A 15,544-nucleotide genomic window follows, 5' to 3' on the forward strand; every position below is an offset into this window, starting at 1 on the left:
TGCGGCGCTGACAATCGGTCTGTTGCTTGCTAGAGAGCGGGGGATGAAAAAACTTCTGATCGTTTATTACAGCTATACCGGCGGCACCGCCCAGATGGTCGAGGCTGCCGCCGATGCCGCGCGGGAGGAAGAAGGTAGCGAGATATGCGTCATGCGGGCCGAAGACTGTCAGCCGGAAGACATGCTGTCCGCCGACGGCTATATTTTTGCGACGCCGGAAAATCTGGCGGCGATTGCCGGGGTGATGAAGGCCTTTTTCGACCGCTGCTATTATCCCCTGCTCGGAAAGATCGAGGGACGGCCTTATGCTGCGATGATCTGCGCCGGATCGGATGGCGAAAATGCCAGGAAGCAAGTCGAGCGGATCGCGACCGGCTGGCGGCTCAAGAAAGTCATCGATAGCCAGATAATCTGTACCCATGCGCAGACCGAAGAAGAGATACTCGCGCAGAAAACGATTGGACCGACCGATCTGGCAAAATGTTCGGAGATCGGGGCCACGCTATCGGCGGGTTTAGCCATGGGTGTCTTCTAGACCAGTTCGCGCACACGGTCCTGCAGGACCGGTATCACGTCCGCCTCGAACCAGGGATTGGCCTTGAACCAGCGGATATTGCGCGGGCTGGGGTGGGGCAGGGGGAGAAGCTCCGGCCAGAATTCCTGCCAGCGTTGCACGGTTTCGGTCAGCGTGCGGGGTCTCCGATCTCCGAGATGCCAGTTCATCGCATATTGGCCGAGTACCAGTGTCAGCTTGATGTTCGGCAAGGCTTCTAGCAGCGGCTTGCGCCAGGCCGGCGCACATTCCGGTCGCGGCGGCATATCGCCACCCTTGCCGGTTCCGGGAAAGCAGAAACCCATCGGGATGATGGCGAACAGGCGGGGATCGTAAAATTGATCCTCGGTCACGCCCAGCCAGTCGCGCAGCCGCTTACCGCTGGCATCATCGAACGGCCTGCCTTTTTCGTGGGTCTTGCTGCCGGGAGCCTGCCCGACAAGCAGAATCTGTGCTGCGCTATCCGCTTGCACCAGCGGTTTGGGACCGAGCGGCAAGCCAGAGCAGATCGTGCAGGCGCGAACCTCGGCAAGCAATTTAGCCAGTCGATCGGGATCGCCTGTCGTCATTCTGTCCGGCGGCAAATCGCCAAATGGTCGGGTTTCGCGTCTTTTGGCGGCGGCACAAGAGTGAATACATGCGCAAGATGCGTTGCCTGCCTGCCCTTCGGTGTTCTCTCGCCGTTGACCACTGCCGCAAAATCCTTGCAAACCGGCGCGCTCAGCAGATAGTTGCTGTGACCCGATGTTCCGCGACTGATAGCAGTGCTATCGATTATGGTCAGAGCCGTTTTGTCGATAGCCTCCACATATTTTGGATGCTTTGCATAGCATCTCTCGGGCAGATTCTTCGCCTTTAGATCAGCAGCTTCAAAGGGATCAAAACATCTCGGATAGCCAAGGCGGGGATAGCCGTGATAATTGTCGGACAGGGATAAAGCCCGGTCATGCAGCGACGCGTAAACCGTGATCCTGCGGTCGTTGCGGACTCGCCGGTCCGACAATATCTCTTCAGCAATGTCGCGTTCGAAATCCTGTGTGTCGACATCGGGGGAAACGAGAATGATGTTCGAAATAACGCTGGAATCGCTATTGGTTACATTGCGGTCGACATATTCCACCGATGGCAAAACCAGTCGCGCGCCGAGCGAATGGGAAATGAGGACGATTTCTTTCGTCGTTTCGAGTTGCGCCAGCTGCATCAGGAATTTGCGAAAATTGCGTTCGTCCCAATACATGTTGGTTTCATCAACCGGATATTTCAGCAGGGCGCCTTGCGAAGGCCAGCTATATTGAATGGCAGGGCCGGTGAAATTCGCCAGCCGCGCAATCTGGACCGCATCGCTCGAACTCGAAAAAAATGTTTCCCGATAACCGTGGACATAGAGCAGCACCCGCCCGTCGGCAGCTTTCATTTCGCTGGAAAGATTTGTCCACCAAAGCTGAGAATTGGAGAAAGCCAGCGGAATGGTACGGGTCGTTTTGCCCGGTTCGCGTTCGACATCCCGCGGTCCGGCGAAACGGCCGTAGCGGACCTTGTCTCCGCGATGATTGAGCAGGCTGATATTTTCGGTCAGGCAGTCCGGCAGCCGGCTCGTGACGAAGAAAAAAGGCTTGTCGTTGCCATCGACCGTATCGCTCGCAGTCGGATTGCACCGGTCGGCGGCAACATAGGCGGAATGCGGTATTTCACCATATTCCACCGGCGTCACACAGCCGGCGATCAACCATGGCAATGCCAGAATTGTCCAGCGGGCCCTCGACGCAATATTCTTCAATATCTGACGGCCTGCCATTGCCATATTCAGGTCTTGCGATGCTCGCTCTTCACCCAGCGCACGGTGCCGGACGATGCGCGCATCACTACGCTTTCGGTGGTCATCTTGCCGCCGCGCAATTTCTTCACGCCTTCGAGCAGCGAGCCGTGGGTAACGCCTGTCGCAGCGAAGATGACATCGCCTTTGGCCAATTCCTTCAGGTCATAGATTTTGTCGAGATCTTCAATGCCCCATTTATAGGCGCGCTGGCGCTCGTCATCGTTGCGGAACAACAGACGGCCCTTGAACTGTCCGCCAACGCAGCGCAGCGCAGCAGCCGCGAGCACGCCTTCGGGCGCACCGCCGCTGCCCATATACATGTCCACGGTCGTGTCTTCGTCCGACGTTGCAATCACACCGGCGACATCGCCGTCGGGAATCAGCATGATTCCGCAACCGATCCCGCGCAATTCGGCAATGATCTTGTCATGGCGCGGACGGTCTAGAACGCAGACGATGATTTCCGAGGGTTCGACGCCCTTTTCCTTGGCGACGGCGGCTACATTTTCGGTAACCGACTTGTCGAGATCGATGATGCCGGGTGAATAGCCTGGTCCGACGGCCAGCTTGTCCATGTACACATCTGGCGCGTTCAGCAGATTGCCCTTTTCCGCGATAGCAAGAACGGCCAATGCATTGGCACCTGCCTTGGCGGTGATGGTCGTGCCTTCGAGCGGATCAAGCGCGATATCAATGGCCGGCGCTTCGCCTTCACAGCCGCGCCCGACTTTCTCGCCGATAAAAAGCATCGGAGCCTCGTCCCGTTCGCCTTCGCCGATGACCACGGTGCCGCATATGTCCAACTCGTTCAGCGCTGCGCGCATCGCTTCCACAGCGGCGGCATCAGCCGCTTTTTCGTCGCCGCGACCGATCAGGTTGGCCGCCGATATGGCCGCCGCTTCGGTAACGCGTACCATTTCCATGACAAGTACGCGATCCAATATTTGGCTTGCTTCGGGCATATTGTGGAGTAGTCCTTCTATAGGGGTAATTTTGAATTCTCGATAGGGGAGCGATATTATAATGTCGAGACCGGTTTTCCTGATCTTTTTGCTGATCCCGTCCAGCGCGATGGCGCAGGCAGTGTCACCGGACGACCGAACCCGGCAATTGGTAGAACATGCCCGGCGACTGGTCGCTGTTGATGCCGATGGCTGTCTCCTCCACCGGACCAATGACGAGATTGTGGTCTGCGGGACCCCGGAAATTGATCGACAGCAGCGCCTGCCGTTTCCCGGACTGGAGACGAAACCCGGAGAACGAATCCGGGAACCCCTGCCAAAAGCCAATCCCGAAATCATCCAGCAGGGCCGTTGCTATGTGACCATGGACGAGCGAAATTGCTTCAAGGGCGTGTCGCTGGTTAAAGTGAGCTTCGGAGGAGCCGGCGGCAGCGGTGGCGGAGCCGCTGGCCGGCTCTGGAATGTGATAGATCCGGAGGTGCCTGATGAAGATTATGTCCGGCAGGCGATGGTCAGGCCCCTGTCGCCTGAACAACCGGATTGATCAGTCCTGATCACTCAGCAAATGCATCACTACCGGAGCGGCCTTTAAACTGGTCGAACTGGACAGGGCTGCGAGACCCCGCGCGACATTCCGTTCACGGCTGTCATGGGTAACCATGGAAATCAGCACCGATCCCTCGGCGGCTTTCTCGGTCTGGATGAGACTCTCGATTGATACATTGGCATCGCGCATAGCTGCGGTAATTTCAGCCAGAACACCCGGCTTGTCGGCGACGATGAAGCGGATATAGCTTTTGCCGACCCGGTTGCCGTTCTCGGCGCGCTCGCATGGTTCCATTGCACTGGCTGGCGCGGCAAATACGGTGCCGGCATCGCCACGGGCAATGTCGATCAGATCGGCGACAACGGCGGAGGCCGTTGGTCCTTCACCTGCGCCAGCACCCTGAAACATCAGGCGGCCGGAAAAATTGCCTTCGGCAACCACTGCGTTGGTCGATCCGTCGATATGGGCAAGAGGATGGCTTTCCGGCACCAGATAGGGATTGACCCGCTGGAATAATTTTCCGTCATCGAGCCGGGCCATGCCGAGCAGGCGGATGCGATAGCCCAATGCCTTGGCCTGACCGATATCCGCCGCCATGATGTGACGAATCCCGTCGATTTCCACGCCTTCGAAGTCAAGCGCCTTGCCAAAGGACAACGCTGCGAGAATGGCCAATTTGTGGGCTGCGTCGACGCCATCAATGTCAAAGCTGGGATCGGCTTCGGCATAGCCGATCTCCTGTGCTTCCTTCAGCACATCGTCAAAGGCATGGCCGTGTTTTTCCATCGCGGTGAGAATATAGTTACAGGTGCCGTTGAGAATGCCGTAAACCCGCTCGATCCGGTTGGCTGAGGCACCATCGCGGAGTCCCTTGATAACAGGAATACCGCCCGCAACAGCGGCTTCATATCTCAGCGACAGATTTCCGGATTCTGCAGCCTTGGCCAATTCCATCCCGTGATGGGCGATCATTGCTTTATTCGCTGTGACGAAAGACTTGCCTGACGCCAGGCTTTTGCGTGCCAGATCCAGTGCCGTGCCTTCGGAGCCGCCGATCATTTCCACTACGCAGTCTATATCATCAAGCGATGCAAGGTCTTCGGGCTGGTCGAACCATGGATAGGCCGCGAGATCAATGCCGCGATCCCGGTTCCGGTCGCGGGCGGAAATAGCGGTTACAACGATCGGCCGTCCGGCCCGTTGCGTAATCATCGCGCCATTTTCTTCGATGAGCCGGATGACTCCAGTCCCGACGGTGCCCAGTCCAGCGAGCGCTATGCGAAGGGGAGCAGTCATGATCATTGGCCTCTTTTCGTTTCAGGTGAGATTGTTGGCGCCTTATTAGCGCCGCCCTTGACGAATGCCAGTACTAGTTCTGCCGTATCAGGGCTGACGTGACCTCGGGCAGTTGCCGAGATCGCGGAGAACCATCTGATAGTCACTCCGCGCCTGCTGCGCATTTGCGCCTGTGTCGCCGGCCAGCGCCCCGGAAGGCAATTGACGGGGGAGAAAACAGGCCAGGCGATACCAGAGGAGGCCGTTCCTGACTGGAGCACGTGCGGCCTCGTCGACAATTTCGCCGAGCGACACCGCCCAGAATTTCTGCTGTCCCGCCCGTTTTAGCACCGTGATTGAAATCGGCGATCCGGTCTCGGTTTCCATGAATATCTGGGTTTCGCCTTCGCCTATAATCGTACCGGGCACGTGAAAAGCGCTGGCGATGCGGGAAATGGCTGGCGGTGCTTCCCGGGCCAGCAATTCGCGGACCAGCGAATGGACCCGCTGTTCACGGTCGGGGGTCCAGGCAATTTGTGCATCCTTGGCGACCAGCTGTACATTGTCGCCGCCGCCCGCCGAACGACGGGCAAAGATAATGAATGGCTTTTTCTTGATTTTCGGAGCCCGGCCACGGTCATCAAGCGGAAGATCAATTATATAGCGAATCGTTTCGCCGACCCCTCCCTGACCACGAATCAGGGCATGTGTTGATGCGATAATATAAAAACGCTGGGTTCCCGGCGGTGCATTTGGCGCCCGTTCTGGGGCCACTTTCATCGCTTCTTTAACCGTTGCATGCACAATTATCGGGGCATCCGCGCTGAGGTCGGCGAGGTCGGCATATTGCAACGGATCTGCCTGTTCCGGGACCTGCGAAAAAGCCGGAACCGACGCAAATTGGCTAAAAAACAGTGTAAAGGCGAGTATCATAAAAGGGCGCATGATTTTCTCTGGAACAGGATTTCAGGAGGCTGCATTTAACCCCTGTTGTAGGTCTTTAACAGCTTAATCGGTGCTGAACCAACAAAGCGATTGCCTGCTTGGAACTACCACGTTAAAACAAATTTAAGACAGCTTCCAAGTGAATGAAAAGCTGTCATACGGGATAACAAAGGTCGCGACGGTTTTTTCAAGCCCCATGCCCTTTAACTAGGGCTTCAGTGATGAAGCGTCGACCTTGATGGGGAAAAAGGAGTTACATTTCTGAATGGCTTATGCTGACCAAGAGATGAGTTCGAGCAAGATTATATCAATTTTTCTTGTCGTAGTCATCCATCTGTTACTTGGCTATGCGCTAGTCACCGGACTAGCCTATAAGGCCGTCACGAAGGTTGCATCGCAACTGGACATGATCGACATTCAAGAGGAAGAGCCGCCGGAAGAACCGGATGAACCGCCTCCACCTCCTGAACAGCCGATTGAACCACCTCCTGTGGTCTCGCCACCGCCCATCGTGGCGCCTGTGGTTGCACCGAGGCCAGTGATCCAATCGGTTCCAACCGCGCCGCCACGGCCGGCACCGGTGGTGGCACCTCCCCCACCTCCTCCGCCACCTCCTCCGCCACAGCGGGCGAATCCCGAGGCCCGTGGCAACCCTGGCAACTGGGCTAACGCGAATGACTATCCTTCGCGGGCTCTGCGCGAGGAACGTGAAGGTACGACCCGTTTCCGGCTGACTGTCAACGCCGACGGCAGGGTAAGCGATTGTCAGATCACTGGTTCTAGCGGCCATTCCGATCTGGATCAGGCTGCTTGCAAAAACCTGACCCGCCGTGCGCGATTCAGACCTGCTCTGGACTCAAACGGAAATCCGACAACCGGCTATTATTCCAACGCCGTTCGTTGGGAAATACCTCAATAATGAACACTGGGGAGGGCATCATGTGATGTCCTTCCCGCACAGATTTTTTGCTATTAATTTATCCTGAGGGGAATATTAAAATGTTGATTGAAATTTTGGCCGCTGGTTCGACAGCACCACAAAACGCTTTTGGTTTCTGGGAAGCCATGCAGCAGGGCGGCGTCATCGCCTGGTCTGTTCTTGCAATTCTGACGATCATGTCTGTATCTTCTTTCTATATCCTGTTTTCGAAACTGTTCGAGCAGAACAAGGTCATGAAACAGGGCCAGGCCATGCGCACGTCTTTCTGGCGTGCAGGCACCCTCAAGGAAGGCGCTGCGAAGCTCGACAAGAATTCCGCCTATCGCCAGATTGTTGACGACGCGATCAAGGCTGATTCAGACCATGCAAAATTGACCGACCCGGTTGAAGCGCATGACTGGCTGCACGGATCGATCGAACGGTCACAGGATCTGATCAAGTCCAAACTCGCAACCGGCCTTCCATGGTTGGCAACCGTTGGTGCGACATCGCCGTTTATTGGCCTGTTCGGTACAGTTATCGGTATTTACCGCGCGCTGATCAAAATCGGTATCGCTGGCCAGGCTTCGATTGATGCTGTTGCTGGCCCTGTTGGTGAAGCTCTGATCATGACCGCACTTGGTCTTGGTGTGGCTGTTCCAGCCGTTTTGGCTTACAACTGGCTGCAGGGACGCAACAAGCGGATCGCTGAACAGCTGTCAGCCTTCTCCAACGATGTTCTGGGCTATATGGCTTCGGACGGCGGCGTTAAACCAATCGCTCCAGCCGCTGCTGCAGCTGCTGCGAAACCTGCTGCACCAGCCGCAAAGAAATAAGCCGTAGGTCGGGTTGCCAGCCACATTTGGCTGGCAACCGGACCAACGCACGAAAAGGGGGCCTTCGTTCCCTTCAGATGGTTTAGTTTTGAGAGGATAAAATCCTATGGCGATGAATGTTGGGGGCGGTAGCGGAGAGGAAACTCCTCTATCCGATATTAATACAACCCCACTTGTGGACGTTATGCTGGTCCTGCTGATCATTTTTCTGATCGCGGTTCCGGTGGTCATCCAGTCCGTGGAACTCGAGCTTCCGGTACTTCCGTTTGAAGTGACAACGACGAAGCGCGAGAATGTGCTGCTGTCCGTCACGACGACTGATGCCGCAGGACGGGACCCGGGTGATGCCGAATATTCGGGAGCCACTCCCGGCGGTAATTGCCGTGTCTACTGGAACACCACTCCGGTGAATTCTACCGAGTTGGTGACCAGAGCTGTGAAACAGCTGGAAGACCAGATTGAAGCCTTTGGCGGCGTCGAAAATATGACGCCGGAAGATATGCCGGAAGTCCATATCCGCGGAGACATCAACACACCCTACAAGTGCATTGGTGGCGCGATATACACCATGCAGCGCGCCGGGTTCGCGAAAGTGGGCTTTTTGTCCACACCGATTGTCGTCGAATAGTTTCGAACGACAGCTAGAATTATACAAGGTTTAAGGAGACTCACGAATGGCAATGAGTGGCGGAAACGATGACGGCGAGCCAATGATGGAGATGAACACGACGCCGCTCATCGACGTCTTGTTGGTTCTTCTCATCATGTTCATCATCACAATCCCTGTGCAAACGCACGCGGTTAAAATCGACCTGCCGGTTGCGGATGACAGTCCGCCACCGCCAAATTTTGTCGATCCGGTAAAAAACCGTCTCGGGATCACGGCAACCAACCAGATCGTCTGGAACGACACAGAGGTGACGCTGAATCAGGTTAAACAATATCTGGCTCAGACGAAATCAATGGTTCCGGAACCAGAGCTTCAGTTCCAGCCCGATCCGCTGAGCGCCTATCTGACCACCGATCGCACTTTGGCCGTGATCAAGGACAGCGGCGTGACGAAATTCGGATTTGTCGGTAACGAACAATATGGCAGCTTCAACAAAGCGAGCCGCGCACCGAATTAGGGTCGACGCAATGAATTGAAAGGGGTCGCGGTAGCAATATCGCGACCCTTTTTTATGGTGCAGGCCCGACACCAGCCAGACTGTCGTTCTGCAACAAGGGCCCGGGGAAATTGCAGCACGCTACTTAGTTGCGTGCAGGATGTATCCCATGCAGCCATATGCGGGGGGACAGGCAATGCCAAAGACCACATCAGCGAAAATCGATTTGCTCCTGCTCTGGATAATCGGGCTGATGCTGGTTTATTCGGCCATCATCTTCACGTCCGCCTATTTGTCCGGAACGGATATGGGTGCATGGGTCTGGGAACGACACCAGAATCTCTTTTCATGGTATTCCCGCCCCTTGTTCATCATTCCCGCAGCATATTATGCCTATCGGCGGAAAATCTGGCATGTCCTCGGTTTCATGCTGCTGCTCGCAACCAGTCTTTTCTGGTTTGCTGCTCCTGATGCGGCCGATCCGGCGATCAGGGAATATCTGCAATGGGAGGCGGACCTCTTTTTCTCCAACGCGAGCATTCTGCCGCTCCTTGCGCTGATCACGGCGGTCCTGATATTCCTGTTCTTGCTGTTTTACGCATTCTGGCAGCGCAATCCCTGGTTTGGTCTGCTGGTGATCAACGTCGGAACCGTCATGAAAATCATCGTCAGCCTGGCATTGGGGGAAGGGGCGGGTGCAGCCGCCGTCGTTCCGTCGCTTTCCAGCCTGCTGGTGATCAATCTGTTCGCCTGTTTCCTCTGGCGCCGTCTCCGAAAGTCGCGAGAAGCGGATTAGGCACGGCGGTGAACCATTACCACCGCCGTTATAGCGCGAAACTGGTCAGGACGTGATTTTTGAGCGGCTTGTTTCCGCGCTGTTGAATTGCAGGTCGGCAAGCCGCGCATATAGTCCGTCTTGGGCAATCAGGCTGTCATGGTCGCCCTGTTCGACAATCCGGCCTTCATCCATCACGATGATGCGGTCGGCGGACCGGACAGTCGCGAGGCGATGGGCAATGACAATAGTCGTGCGGTCCTGCATCAAATGGTCGAGCGCGTCCTGCACCAGCTTTTCGCTTTCGGCGTCCAGGGCGGAGGTCGCTTCGTCGAGCAGCAATATCGGCGTGTTGCGAAGCAAGGCGCGGGCAATAGAGATGCGCTGGCGCTGGCCGCCGGACAATCGTGTGCCGGCTTCGCCCATGAAGCTGTCCAGCCCCTCGGGCAGAGCGCGGAGGAATTTTTCGGCGTTGGCGGCGCGGGCGGCCTCCCAAATCTGCTCGTCGGTTGCATCCCATTTGCCATATCGCAGATTGTCGCGGGCCGAGGCTGCAAATAACACGGTCTCCTGCGGCACCAGCGCCATCCGCTGTCTGATCTCCGAAGGATCGGCCGAAGGCAGGGATACGCCATCGATACGGACCGACCCGTTTTGCGGATCGTAGAAGCGCTGTGCCAGCTGGAACAGGGTGGACTTGCCCGCTCCGGACGGGCCAACGACGGCGACGGTTTCTCCGGGCGATACCGTTAGCGAAAAGTTGCGGAGAGCGTTGGTGTCCGGACGCGTCGGATAGGCAAAGGTCACATTGTCAAAAGCGATCTTGCCGCGCGACGGTTCCGGCAACGCAATCGGGTTTTCAGGCGAAGCAATGCTTGGTTTCTCCGATAGCAGTTCCGCAAGCCGGCCCGCCGCACCCGCGCCGCGCAAAAGGTCGCCATAGACCTCGGTCAGGGCGCCAAAGGCGCCGGCGACAAGACCGCCGGTTAGGACGAACGCTGCAATTGTGCCGCCCGAAATCGATCCGTCTGCCACGCCGATCGCACCGCGCCACATCAGCATGACGATGCCGGTAAAGATCAAGCCGATAACGATGGCAGTCATCGCGGCGCGCAACCGGATACGGCGCTTGGCGGTGTCAAAGGTCGATTCAACCGCTCCGCCGAACCGTTCGTGCTCGCGCTTTTCCTGTCCAAAAGCCTGAACAATTTTCATCGCGCCCAATACTTCGGAAATCATCGCGCCGACGTCGGCGACCCGGTCTTGGCTGGATCGCGATACATTGGTCAGCTTCCTGCCGATAAAAACAATCGGCAGAATGATGACCGGTATAGCGAGCAGCAGTCCTGCGGTGAGCGCAGGGGCAAGCGTGAAGAGATAGATGATCCCGCCGATCCCGATGACGATATTGCGCAGGGCGACGGATACCGTGGTTCCCACTACCTGTTCAATAATCGCCGTATCGGAGGTCATACGCGAGGCAATTTCCGATGGCCGGTTTTCCTCGAAAAAACCCGGAGCCAGCCGCAGCAAATTGGCCTGTACGGCGAGCCGCAGGTCGGCGACGACCCGTTCGCCGAGCCAGCTGACAAAATAGAAACGGAAGGCTGTCGCGACTGCAAGAACCGCGACTATCCCCAGAAGGCCCTGAAAATAAGGAGCGATATCCCCGTTTCCTGCCATGAACCCTTTGTCGATGATGGTTTTGAAGCCTGCCGGTATCGCCAGGGTTGCCATTGCGGAGACAAAAAGAGCCATCAGAGCGAAGATGATTTGTTTCGGATAATTAACGGCTTGTTGGAATACCATCCGCAGATTGCCGATCTTTTTGAGCGGTGCGGGAGGGGTATCTATGTCGCTGGAATTGGTTCTGTCGTTCATAATAATGCGCTTAGCAGCCCGTCCCAATTGTAACAATCACTCGATTGTCCCGGCGCTTTCCGGAGCTTATTGTCCGGTCAACATGGCGATCAATGGGAAAATACCAAGAGCGATGCAAAATTTACCTGGATAGCTGTTGCTTCGGGTTCAGCGGCATAACGCTAGCCAAACGCCGAGAGATTGTTAAAAGCATAGGGGTTTCGGGGACAAGCCGTCCCGGACGATTCGTATAATTCTAGAATCAAGGATGCTGCCCCTGTGAATCAGATAGCTTCAAAAGGTCAGCTGCGGATGTCTTTGCTCCGGTGGATATTGTTCATTGTGCCGGTCACGGTGCTTCTTGGTTTCATGTTTAGCCAGTTTGCGAATTCCGGCGAGGAGAATCGTTGGTTCCAGGCATTGGCCAAGCCGGCCGCGCAACCACCGGGCTGGGTCTTTGGGGCTGCATGGGCGTTGCTTTATGCCATGATGGGGACCGCTTTCGCGATGGTTCTCCATGCTAGAGGCGCACCTTTGCGCGGACCCGCTATCGTCCTGTATCTTGTGCAATATGCACTCAACCTTTTCTGGCCGATATTGTTCTTCGGTATGCATCAGGTCGGGGCCGCTTTTTGGCTCTTGGTCATTATTTTTCTGATGGCGCTGGGTACGACACTTATATTCGGGAGAATTCGCAAGGCCGCAGCATGGCTGCTGGTGCCCTATCTCGCCTGGCTATGTTTCGCAGCGGTGCTCAATCAAAAGATTGAATCGCTGAATCCGGGTGCGGAGACCCTTGTCGTTCCGGCGGCGAGATCCCAGATATAAGGCAATATTTTTTCGGACCCCGAAAGGTCCAAGACGGAGTTTATTAAAATGCAAAGCCAGAACCGCTTTTTCGATGATATTTCCAAGGTATTGAACGGCCTTGCTGGAACTGTGGCCGGTGTCGGCCGCGAAGCGGAAGCCGGTGCGCGAGAACGCGCCAAGGAATGGTTCGGCGGCATGGACTTCGTGTCGCGTGACGAATTCGAAGCGGTCAAGGAAATGGCAGCGAAGGCAAGGGCAGAAGCCGATGCGCTGAAGAAGCGTGTTGATGCGCTCGAAAAGAGTGCCTCCGCCCCGGCGAAGAAAACGGCAACAAAAAGCACGACGCCCCGCAAGCCGGCCGCGGCAAAGCCTGCTGCGTCCAAAAGCACCGCCGGGAAGCCGCCTGCTTCCAAATAAGGCGGCAGAGGGATAGCGGCGTTCTGCGATCGTTCGCCGTTCATTATCCACAGCGTTCCCACAATCAATGTGAAAGCAGGCGTTCCGTTGTCTTGCCCTGATCCGGCGAGTGGGCCACTACGCTCCCAACAGCAAAGGATCTGGAACTGCGATGCTTGACGACCAATGGGAACAGCTTGATCAGGATGAAGCACCGCCCGTGGACATGCTGGCGGCATTTTTCGAGGCGCGCGGCTGGTCGGTCGATCGGACCGGCGATGACGAACTGTCGGTCGAGATAAAGGGCAACTGGACCAGCTACCAGATGCGCGCGATCTGGCGGAATGAGGATCATGTCCTGCAAATATTGCTGCTGCCGGAGATCAGGGTTCCGGAGGACAAGAAAGCCGTAATATACGAAACGCTCGGTCTGATAAACGAACAGCTTTGGCTGGGGCATTTTGACCTGTGGTCGAATAATAATATTTTGCTGTTCCGCCATGCAACCCTGTTGGGTGGCAGCGGCATGCTGGGGCTTGACCAGGCCCAGACGATTGTCGATCTGGCGATTGAAGAATGGGAGCGCTTTTATCCGGTCTTCCAGTTTGTTTTGTGGAGCGACAAGAGTCCGCAGGATGCAATCGCGCATGCGATGGTCGATACGGTCGGTGAAGCCTGAGATCCAGCCCTGTCGGGTTATCGCGACAGTGGGTAAGGGCTAGTCAGGAGTTATTGTCTCCGCGCAAGTCGAATACCATCTTGCGGTCACTTTCCGGGACCAGGCCTTCCAGCACATGCCAGAAGCCGGAGACCGATTCCTGACCGGCCGAAACATAGGCGGAAGAGAGCTTCTCGCGCAGCTGGCGAAACAATTCCGCTTCCAGAGCGACGCCGTTTTCGGTCAGGCGCAGCATTTTCTGGCGCCGGTCGACGATGCCAGTGGATGTCAGAATGAAATCCCGTTCCTGCAGTTCCTTCAGCACCCGGCCGAGCGACTGTTTGGTGATCGCCAGCAATTTCAGCAGTTCGCCTACGGTCAGATCAGGTTGGCGTGCAATGAAATATAACGCCCGGTGGTGCGCCCGGCCCAACCCGTGCTTGGCAAGCTCTTGATCGATCGCGTTGGTCAGCCGGGTATAGCCGAAATAAAGCAACTCGATTCCACGGCGGACTTCGTCCTCGCGCAGAAAAAGCGGAGAGGCACCGGGGGAAGATGCAGGGCGAGATACGTCAGTCATGTTGACGTATCTTGACAGGCTGATTAGAGGAATGCAAGACAATAGAAACATGCTTCCATATCTTCCAATTGTTGGCATGATTCACAGTGAAAGCGGCGGAATATGGCAGATATTGAAAACCTGGAATTCAAACTGGAGCCCAGCGCGACGCCGGTGCATGCCAGCGAGCGGACCAAGCTTCTGGAGAACCCGGGGTTCGGGACTTTGTTCACCGATCATATGGCCATGATCCGCTATACGGAAGCCGATGGATGGCACGACGCCAGAATAGCCAAACGCGAACCGATACTGATGGATCCTGCCTCTTCGGTTCTCCATTATGCCCAGGAAATATTCGAAGGCATGAAAGCCTATCGCCTTACCGATGGCGCGACCGCATTATTCCGTCCTGAAGAAAATGCGAAGCGCTTTCAGGCATCTGCGCGGCGGATGGCGATGCCGGAATTGCCGCAAAAACTGTTCCTCGATTCGGTTGAGGCTCTGGTCGATATTGACAAGGACTGGTTCCCTTCGGTCGAGGGCGGTTCGCTTTATCTGCGGCCGTTCATGTTCGCGAGCGAAGTGTTCCTCGGCGTCCGTCCGGCCAAGGAATATCTCTATCTGGTGATTGCATCTCCTGCCGGCGGCTATTTCAAGAGCGGCGCTTCTGCGATCAGCATCTGGGTGTCCGAACAATATAGTCGCGCGGCACCGGGCGGAACCGGCGCAGCAAAATGTGGTGGCAATTATGCCGCCAGTCTTGTTGCCCAGGCCGAAGCAATCGAGAAAAATTGCGATCAGGTCGTTTTCCTCGATGCCGCCGAGCATAAGTGGGTTGAAGAACTGGGCGGCATGAATCTTTTCTTCGTGATGGATGACGGCAGGCTGATTACGCCGCCGCTTGGTGGAACAATTCTGCCAGGCATTACCCGTGACTCGATCATCACCCTTGCCCGTGAAGAGGGGCTGACGGTGGTTGAAGCGCCTTATGCGATCGATCAGTGGGAAGCGGATGCGGCGAGCGGAAAGCTGGTTGAAACCTTTGCCTGCGGTACCGCAGCGGTTGTCACATCTGTCGGGACAGTCCGTTCCAGCACGGGTGAATTCACCATAGGCGGCGGCGGCCCCGGACAGCTAACCGAAAAATTGCGGCGGCGTCTTGTCGATATCCAGCGCGGGGTTGCGCCGGATGATCATGGCTGGGTCAAGCGACTGTTCGAAGCTTAGTTTCAACTGCCTCTTGCTCCTTGCGGGCAAACTGGATAATAGGCCCGTTCACCAGCGCGGCTCACCAGAATCAGGCCCGCTAATGTTGGGGTGTCGCCAAGTGGTAAGGCAGCGGCTTTTGATGCCGCCATGCGCAGGTTCGAATCCTGCCACCCCAACCAGTTTTACATTATAATCGAAAAGGCGGAGGTTTCCCCCTCGAACTTTAGAGCCTTGCTACTATCGATTTAGATAACCCCTTTTAGAAGGCCACCTCGAAAAATAGCCCCTTCCCAACGCGGCCAAAGTTTGATTCAAGGA

General features: G+C 56.3%; 18 protein-coding genes and 1 tRNA gene. 12 read left to right on the forward strand and 7 right to left on the reverse strand.

The window, feature by feature from the left end; all coding sequences use genetic code 11:
• Positions 1-43: 43 nt before the first annotated feature.
• Positions 44-535, forward strand: coding sequence for an NAD(P)H-dependent oxidoreductase (locus tag AACZ86_RS14205; protein WP_339693621.1), 492 nt, complete (start codon positions 44-46; stop codon positions 533-535).
• Here AACZ86_RS14205 and AACZ86_RS14210 read toward each other — a convergent pair.
• From AACZ86_RS14210 to glpX, 3 genes are read right to left on the reverse strand one after another with little or no spacing between them, the layout of a single operon-like run.
• Entirely contained in the window at positions 532-1,122 is a 591-nt protein-coding gene (locus tag AACZ86_RS14210; RefSeq protein ID WP_339693623.1) for a uracil-DNA glycosylase family protein, read from the reverse strand. The genes AACZ86_RS14205 and AACZ86_RS14210 overlap by 4 nt on opposite strands.
• A complete protein-coding gene (locus AACZ86_RS14215) occupies positions 1,119-2,354 on the reverse strand; it encodes an alpha/beta hydrolase (RefSeq protein ID WP_339693625.1) in 1,236 nt (411 codons plus the stop codon). The genes AACZ86_RS14210 and AACZ86_RS14215 overlap by 4 nt, the downstream gene beginning before the upstream one ends.
• A gap of 2 nt (positions 2,355-2,356) precedes the next feature.
• The gene (gene glpX, locus AACZ86_RS14220) at positions 2,357-3,331 is read right to left on the reverse strand and encodes a class II fructose-bisphosphatase (RefSeq protein ID WP_339693627.1); all 975 of its coding nucleotides are present in this window, start codon (positions 3,329-3,331) and stop codon (positions 2,357-2,359) included.
• A gap of 61 nt (positions 3,332-3,392) precedes the next feature.
• On the opposite strand from glpX, the gene AACZ86_RS14225 reads away from it, so the two are divergent.
• The gene (locus AACZ86_RS14225) at positions 3,393-3,875 is read left to right on the forward strand and encodes a hypothetical protein (protein WP_339693629.1); all 483 of its coding nucleotides are present in this window, start codon (positions 3,393-3,395) and stop codon (positions 3,873-3,875) included.
• Here AACZ86_RS14225 and AACZ86_RS14230 read toward each other — a convergent pair whose 3' ends face one another.
• Positions 3,876-5,174: a homoserine dehydrogenase gene (locus tag AACZ86_RS14230; protein WP_339693631.1), complete on the reverse strand. Its 1,299-nt coding sequence runs from the start codon at positions 5,172-5,174 to the stop codon at positions 3,876-3,878. It lies immediately after the preceding gene.
• 87 nt (positions 5,175-5,261) lie between these two features.
• Positions 5,262-6,098 carry a hypothetical protein gene (locus AACZ86_RS14235; RefSeq protein ID WP_339693633.1) on the reverse strand — a complete coding sequence of 279 codons (837 nt, stop codon included), beginning with the start codon at positions 6,096-6,098 and terminating at the stop codon, positions 5,262-5,264.
• A gap of 265 nt (positions 6,099-6,363) precedes the next feature.
• Here AACZ86_RS14235 and AACZ86_RS14240 point away from each other — a divergent pair, with 265 nt between their 5' ends.
• From AACZ86_RS14240 to AACZ86_RS14260, 5 genes are all read left to right on the forward strand, one after another.
• Positions 6,364-7,017, forward strand: a complete 654-nt coding sequence (locus AACZ86_RS14240) for an energy transducer TonB (protein ID WP_339693635.1) — start codon at positions 6,364-6,366, stop codon at positions 7,015-7,017.
• 80 nt (positions 7,018-7,097) lie between these two features.
• Positions 7,098-7,853 carry a MotA/TolQ/ExbB proton channel family protein gene (locus AACZ86_RS14245; RefSeq protein WP_339693637.1) on the forward strand — a complete coding sequence of 252 codons (756 nt, stop codon included), beginning with the start codon at positions 7,098-7,100 and terminating at the stop codon, positions 7,851-7,853.
• A 106-nt stretch (positions 7,854-7,959) separates the two neighbouring features.
• A complete protein-coding gene (locus AACZ86_RS14250; protein ID WP_339693639.1) occupies positions 7,960-8,481 on the forward strand; it encodes a biopolymer transporter ExbD in 522 nt (173 codons plus the stop codon).
• Between the two features lie 46 nt (positions 8,482-8,527).
• Positions 8,528-8,980: a biopolymer transporter ExbD gene (locus AACZ86_RS14255; RefSeq protein ID WP_339693640.1), complete on the forward strand. Its 453-nt coding sequence runs from the start codon at positions 8,528-8,530 to the stop codon at positions 8,978-8,980.
• Between the two features lie 148 nt (positions 8,981-9,128).
• A complete protein-coding gene (locus tag AACZ86_RS14260) occupies positions 9,129-9,755 on the forward strand; it encodes a hypothetical protein (protein WP_339693642.1) in 627 nt (208 codons plus the stop codon).
• A 45-nt stretch (positions 9,756-9,800) separates the two neighbouring features.
• On the opposite strand, the gene AACZ86_RS14265 is transcribed toward AACZ86_RS14260, so the two are convergent.
• Positions 9,801-11,615 carry an ABC transporter transmembrane domain-containing protein gene (locus AACZ86_RS14265; RefSeq protein WP_339693644.1) on the reverse strand — a complete coding sequence of 605 codons (1,815 nt, stop codon included), beginning with the start codon at positions 11,613-11,615 and terminating at the stop codon, positions 9,801-9,803.
• 258 nt (positions 11,616-11,873) lie between these two features.
• On the opposite strand from AACZ86_RS14265, the gene AACZ86_RS14270 reads away from it, so the two are divergent.
• From AACZ86_RS14270 to AACZ86_RS14280, 3 genes are all read left to right on the forward strand, one after another.
• The gene (locus AACZ86_RS14270; RefSeq protein WP_339693646.1) at positions 11,874-12,422 is read left to right on the forward strand and encodes a TspO/MBR family protein; all 549 of its coding nucleotides are present in this window, start codon (positions 11,874-11,876) and stop codon (positions 12,420-12,422) included.
• A 48-nt stretch (positions 12,423-12,470) separates the two neighbouring features.
• Positions 12,471-12,821 carry an accessory factor UbiK family protein gene (locus AACZ86_RS14275; protein WP_339693648.1) on the forward strand — a complete coding sequence of 117 codons (351 nt, stop codon included), beginning with the start codon at positions 12,471-12,473 and terminating at the stop codon, positions 12,819-12,821.
• 151 nt (positions 12,822-12,972) lie between these two features.
• Entirely contained in the window at positions 12,973-13,479 is a 507-nt protein-coding gene (locus AACZ86_RS14280) for a YbjN domain-containing protein (RefSeq protein WP_339693650.1), read from the forward strand.
• A 43-nt stretch (positions 13,480-13,522) separates the two neighbouring features.
• Here AACZ86_RS14280 and AACZ86_RS14285 read toward each other — a convergent pair whose 3' ends face one another.
• The gene (locus AACZ86_RS14285; RefSeq protein WP_339693651.1) at positions 13,523-14,038 is read right to left on the reverse strand and encodes a MarR family transcriptional regulator; all 516 of its coding nucleotides are present in this window, start codon (positions 14,036-14,038) and stop codon (positions 13,523-13,525) included.
• 102 nt (positions 14,039-14,140) lie between these two features.
• Here AACZ86_RS14285 and AACZ86_RS14290 point away from each other — a divergent pair, with 102 nt between their 5' ends.
• Both AACZ86_RS14290 and AACZ86_RS14295 read left to right on the forward strand, forming a co-directional pair.
• On the forward strand, positions 14,141-15,244 hold the full coding sequence (locus tag AACZ86_RS14290) for a branched-chain amino acid aminotransferase (RefSeq protein WP_339693653.1): 1,104 nt from the start codon (positions 14,141-14,143) through the stop codon (positions 15,242-15,244).
• Positions 15,245-15,330: 86 nt separating this feature from the next.
• Positions 15,331-15,405 (forward strand) — tRNA-Gln (locus AACZ86_RS14295).
• Positions 15,406-15,544: the final 139 nt, after the last annotated feature.

The organism is uncultured Parasphingorhabdus sp. (assembly GCF_963975735.1).
In the GTDB taxonomy this organism is placed as follows: Bacteria; Pseudomonadota; Alphaproteobacteria; order Sphingomonadales; family Sphingomonadaceae; genus Parasphingorhabdus.